Source organism: Pseudovibrio sp. POLY-S9, from assembly GCF_001431305.1.
Lineage (GTDB): Bacteria > Pseudomonadota > Alphaproteobacteria > Rhizobiales > Stappiaceae > Pseudovibrio.
On record NZ_LCWX01000170.1, the window covers coordinates 12,512 to 17,682 of the forward strand.

Consider the following 5,171-nt stretch of genomic DNA (forward strand, 5'->3'; position numbering starts at 1 on the left):
TGATGCTGCCGCTGTCAGGTGTGATCCAGCCTGCAATCTGACCGATGAGCGTTGATTTACCAGCCCCGTTTGGTCCGATAAGCGCATGAATCTCATTGGGTTTCAGGTCCAAAGATACGTTTTTTGTCGCTTGCAGAGCCCCAAAGGATTTGTGCAGGCCTTTGACTTCAAGAACCGGTTTAGTCATGGCGTGCTCTCCCTGCAATCATGCCCATGACGCCACCTCGGGCGAACAGAACGACCCCGAGCAAGGCCAGACCAAGCAGCAGCTGCCAGTGCTCTGTCCATTCGCCGATATAGGTTTCGAGCAGTACGAACAGGGCTGCGCCGATAACAGGGCCGTAGAGACGCCCGACGCCGCCAAGGATGACGAACACCATAATCTCGCCGGAACGGTGCCAGGAGAGCATTGAAGGCCCTACAAAGCCATTCAGCTCGGCAAACAGAGCTCCTGCAAGGCCGGTGATCATCGCGGAGATGACAAAGCCTGTGAGTTTGATCGGGAATGGATCAATGCCTGAGGTTGCCAGCCGTGTCTCATTCATACGAGCGGTGCCAAGCGCTGCGCCAAAACGGGAGCCTGACAAGCGTGCTGAGACGAAGATTGCACCGAGCAGCAGGACAAAACAGACAAGGAAGAACGTCAGAGCGCTTTCTGCATCTACCATTGGAAGTTCGTTGCGCAGGTAAATTGAGAGGCCATCTTCACCACCGTATGTCGGCCAAGAAATGGCGAAGTAGTAGATCATCTGGGCAAATGCCAGTGTGATCATGATGAAGTAGACGCCTTCGGTTCTCAGCGAGATTGCGCCAATTGCTAAGGCTGCGATGCCGCAAATGACCATTGCGACAATCCAGATAATAAGCATCTGGTTGGTGCCGGAGATCGCAAAAGGCATGGCCATAAAGAGGGTTTCTTCAAAGCTGTGAAAGGCTGCAATACCAGTGGTGTAGCCACCAATGCCGAAGAAGGCTGCATGGCCGAAGCTGACCATTCCGCCTTGCCCGATGGCAAAGTTGAGGCCAACGCCAGCAATGGCAAAGATGGTGATCAGGCTTGCCAGATTGACGTAGTAGTCTTCTCCGATGGAAGACGCCCAGAGCGGCAGAGCCAGCAGGATTGCCATGACTGCGATGTTAACGATGGTCTCGCGGTTCAGCTTTGGCATATTGATGGATTTTGGAGCTGTATCAGTTCGTTGCATTGAAAAGCCCCTTTGGTTTGACTGCCAGAATGCCTGCCATCATCAGATAGATAAGCATGGATGACAGAGCTGCCCCGATGCTGTTTGCACTGGCATTTTCCATGAAGAACTTCAGGATGACGGGCAGGAAAATACGTCCCAGAGTATCCACGAGGCCAATCAGGATGGAGCCGATGAGAGCGCCCTTGATGGAGCCAATGCCGCCAATCACGATAACCACGAAGGCCAGAATGAGAACAGGTTCTCCCATGCCGACTTGTACGGAGCGCAATGCGCCGACCAGAGCACCCGACAGACCTGCGATCGCGGCACCCAATGCGAAAACGATGGTGTAAAGCGTTTTGATATCAACACCTAAGGCAGCGATCATCTCGCGGTCACTTTCACCGGCGCGGATCCGCATGCCAAGGCGCGTTTTGGAAATAAGCAGGTAGAGAAGCAGGGCAACAGCCAGTGCTGCCAGAATGATAAACAGGCGATAGACCGGATAAGCTTCTACGCCGGGCAACGCCATGGTGCCTCCCAGAGCTGCCGGAATGTTGAGGTAAAGTGGCATGGAGCCGAAGACCATGCGGGTGCCTTCAGAAAAAATCAGAATAAGAGCAAAGGTTGCCAGTACCTGATCGAGGTGATCGCGGTCATAAAGCCTGCGAATGACAAGCATTTCGATGAGTGCACCAGCTGCCGCCGCTCCAAGGACACCACCACCAAGACCAAGCCAGAAAGAGCCGGTCTGCTGAGTGATCCAAGCGCAACAAAAGGCACCGACCATGTAAAGCGAGCCATGAGCGAGGTTGATCAGACCCATAACGCCGAAGACCAGCGTGAGGCCAGCTGCCATCAGAAACAAAGTGAGACCGAATTGCAGCCCGTTCAATACCTGCTCAAAAATCAAAGCTGCCGTCATTTATGATATTCCCGAGGCTTCTTTTTCATTGTGACATCAGTATAGGGGATCAGCGGAGAAGGATTAGGGTTTCCCCGCTGATTAACTTTTTACTTCAACGCGTTGGCTTATTTCATCCGGCATTTGGATGCGTATGCATCCTGATGGCCTTTGATTGCGACACCGACGATTTTGTTGGTGATCTGGCCGTCTTCTTTCACCACTTCGCGAACATAAATGTCCTGAATTGGGTGGTTGTTGTTGCCGAATTTGAAGTCGCCGCGCACAGAAGCAAAATCAGCTTCCTTCAGTGCTGCGCGGAAATCGTCTTTGTCACTGACATCTGCCTTTTCCATCGCGGAGAGGATCAGATTTGCAGCGTCATAGCCCTGAGATGCGTAAAGGGAAGGCAGACGGCCATAAGCTTCTTTGAAGCCTTTGACGAACTTTGCGTTCACCTCGCTCTCAATGTCCTTACCCCACTGGGAAGAGTTTGCCACGCCGAGTGCAGCGTCACCAATCGCAGGCAGAATGTCCTGTGAGAAGGAGAAAGCCGGCCCCATGACAGGCACATCAACGCCGGACTGCGCGTACTGCTTCATGAACGCAATGCCCATGCCACCTGGCAGGAAGAAGAACACGCTGTCAGCGCCAGAAGCACGGATTTGTGCGATTTCTGCAGCGTAGTCATCCTGACCGAGCTTGGTGAAGAGTTCACCTGTCAGCTCGCCTTGGTACATCCGCTTGAAGCCTTTCAGAGCGTCGGTACCAGCTGGGTAGTTTGGTGCCAGAATGAAGGTCTTCTTGTAACCTGCCTTGTTGGCGTGAGATCCCATTGCCTCATGCAGGTTGTCGTTCTGCCAGGCCACGTTGAAGTAGTTCTCGTGGCAAGCTTTACCAGCCAGCGCAGATGGGCCTGCATTTGGGCTGATGTAGAGCGTGCCTTTGCGGGTTGCCGCAGGAACCACAGCCATTGCCAGGTTGGACCAGATGATACCTGTGAGGATATCAACTTTGTCTTTTTGAATGAATTTGTCTGCCAGTTTTTTGGCAACGTCCGGCTTGCGGGCGTCGTCTTCTACCAGCAGCTTCACATCGGATGCGCCTGCCTGTTTGAGTGCGAGCTCAAAACCATCGCGGACGTCGATACCGAGGGTGGAGCCACCGCCTGACAAGGTGGTGATCATGCCAATTTTAAATTCGGCTTGCGCCACGCCAGCTGTACAACACAGAAGGGCGGCTACTCCGGCTGAAACGAGTTTTTTCATATAAGTTCCCCTGATTTATCCTCGACCAGCTGTTCCTTCAGGCGGAATCTTTGAATTTTACCGGTCGCGGTTTTTGGTAGAGAATCTACCAGTTTAAGTGAACGAGGGTATTTATAAGGCGCTATAGTAGATTTTACATAGTCCTGAAGACGTTTGATTACATCTGCATCTTGTGGGTGGTCCTCCACCAGCACCACATGAGCTTCAACAATCTGTCCCCGGTCCTCATCTGGCACGCCTATAACCGCACACTCGGACACTTCCGGGCTGCTTAGCAGAGCAGCCTCAACTTCAGGCCCGGCGACGTTGTAACCGGACGTGATGATCATATCGTCTGCGCGGGCTGCGAAGTGGAAATACCCTTTTTCATCCTGATAAAAGGCATCACCTGTCAAATTCCAGCCGTCACGAACATATTTCTGCTGCCGGTCATCTTGCATATACCGACAACCGGTTGGTCCTCTTACGGCAAGTTTGCCAACTGTGCCGCGTGGAACCTCCTGCATGTTTTCATCAACCACTTTTGCGGAATATCCTTTGATCTCCCGGCCAGTGGTTGCTGGCATGGCATCTTCCAAATGGTTGGAAATAAAGATGTGCAACATTTCCGTTGCGCCAATCCCATCCAGCATCGGAATCCCGGTTTTTGCTTTCCATTGCTCAAACACTGGTGCTGGCAATGTTTCTCCCGCTGAGACTGCAATGCGTAGTGAGGACAGGTCTGCCCCCTCTTCCATTGCCGCCATCATGGCGCGGTAGGCCGTTGGTGCCGTGAATGAGATCGTTGCCTTGTAAGTCTCAATGATCTCAATAAGCTGTTTGGGTCCCGCCGTTTCCAGCAGAGTAGCGGTTGCGCCGAACCGAAGCGGGAAAATTGCCAAGCCGCCGAGGCCAAATGTAAAGGCCAGTGGCGGACTGCCAACAAACACGTCCGATGGCTGGATGTTCAGCACTTCCTTTGCGTAGGCGTCTGCGATGATCAGCAGATCGCGGTGGAAGTGCATGGTTGCCTTCGGCTGTCCGGTGGTGCCAGATGTGAAACCCAGCAGGCAGACGTCGTCTCTGCCCGTTTGAACGGCCTCAAACTGGACGGGCTTTGACAGTGCGACCTTATCCATCTCACCAGCAAAGTTGGCCGTGCCATCGAAGCTTACGATTTTGCTCAGATGGTCGTTCTGCTCAAGGCAACGCTCCATCTCTTCCATGAGGCGAAGATCGCACATGGCCAGTTTGATTTCGGCCTTGTCGACGATCTGGCTTAACTCGCCAGCCCGCAGCATTGGCATGGTGTTGACCACCACAGCGCCTGCTTTTGTGGCAGCCAGCCAACAGGCGACCATGGCCGGGTTGTTTGCTGAGCGGATAAGAATGCGGTCGCCCGGTTCTACTCCGTAATCCTCCTGCAGAGCTCGAGCGATGCGGTTCGTCCAGTCCGCAAGCTCCTTGTAAGTGCGTTTTCTGCCATTGCCGATGAGAGCAATGTTGTCACCAAAGCCGCGTTCAACCATCTTGTCGGTCAACTCTACTGCGGCGTTGATGTAGTCTGGGTACTCAAACCCCTCCAGCTGGAAAACTGGCTGCTGATCAATTGGTGGCAGCCTGTCCCTTGTGAAGGTGTCCTTGTGCGCGCTTGGTCCCAGCATTTCTCCCCTCCTGAGAAAGCAATTGCCTTGCTACTATTATTTTCTGAACATCGGATGCGCCTTCGTAAATGCGAAGAGCTCTGATTTCACGGTAAAGTTTTTCGACAGTATTGCCTGAACGGACGCCCTCGCCCCCGTGGATTTGTACCGCCTTATCAATGATTTGTTG

General features: G+C 53.1%; 6 protein-coding genes. All 6 read right to left on the bottom strand.

Annotated features, from left to right (window positions below; genetic code table 11):
* Nucleotides 1-187, bottom strand: a 187-nt coding sequence (locus PPL9_RS17380; RefSeq protein ID WP_152986731.1) for an ATP-binding cassette domain-containing protein, incomplete at its 3' end; no start/stop codon positions are given.
* Nucleotides 180-1,205 (bottom strand): branched-chain amino acid ABC transporter permease, encoded by a 1,026-nt coding sequence (locus tag PPL9_RS17385; protein ID WP_057463886.1) that lies wholly within the window; start codon nt 1,203-1,205, stop codon nt 180-182. The genes PPL9_RS17380 and PPL9_RS17385, both read right to left, overlap by 8 nt.
* On the bottom strand, nt 1,192-2,112 hold the full coding sequence (locus PPL9_RS17390; RefSeq protein ID WP_057463887.1) for a branched-chain amino acid ABC transporter permease: 921 nt from the start codon (nt 2,110-2,112) through the stop codon (nt 1,192-1,194). The genes PPL9_RS17385 and PPL9_RS17390 overlap by 14 nt, the downstream gene beginning before the upstream one ends.
* A 107-nt stretch (nt 2,113-2,219) precedes the next feature.
* Nucleotides 2,220-3,359, bottom strand: a complete 1,140-nt coding sequence (locus PPL9_RS17395) for an ABC transporter substrate-binding protein (protein ID WP_057463888.1) — start codon at nt 3,357-3,359, stop codon at nt 2,220-2,222.
* Nucleotides 3,356-5,002 carry an AMP-binding protein gene (locus PPL9_RS17400; protein WP_193757806.1) on the bottom strand — a complete coding sequence of 549 codons (1,647 nt, stop codon included), beginning with the start codon at nt 5,000-5,002 and terminating at the stop codon, nt 3,356-3,358. The genes PPL9_RS17395 and PPL9_RS17400 overlap by 4 nt, the downstream gene beginning before the upstream one ends.
* Nucleotides 4,944-5,171, bottom strand: a 228-nt coding sequence (locus PPL9_RS31415) for an acyl-CoA dehydrogenase family protein (protein ID WP_161831325.1), incomplete at its 5' end; no start/stop codon positions are given. The genes PPL9_RS17400 and PPL9_RS31415, both read right to left, overlap by 59 nt.

Excerpts from the sequence above, each read along its gene's own strand:
- PPL9_RS17385 (WP_057463886.1), bottom strand. The coding sequence starts at position 1,205 with ATGCAACGAACTGATACAGCTCCAAAATCCATCAATATGCCAAAGCTG.
- PPL9_RS17390 (WP_057463887.1), bottom strand. The coding sequence starts at position 2,112 with ATGACGGCAGCTTTGATTTTTGAGCAGGTATTGAACGGGCTGCAATTC.
- PPL9_RS17400 (WP_193757806.1), bottom strand. The coding sequence starts at position 5,002 with ATGCTGGGACCAAGCGCGCACAAGGACACCTTCACAAGGGACAGGCTG.
- PPL9_RS17395 (WP_057463888.1), bottom strand. The coding sequence starts at position 3,359 with ATGAAAAAACTCGTTTCAGCCGGAGTAGCCGCCCTTCTGTGTTGTACA.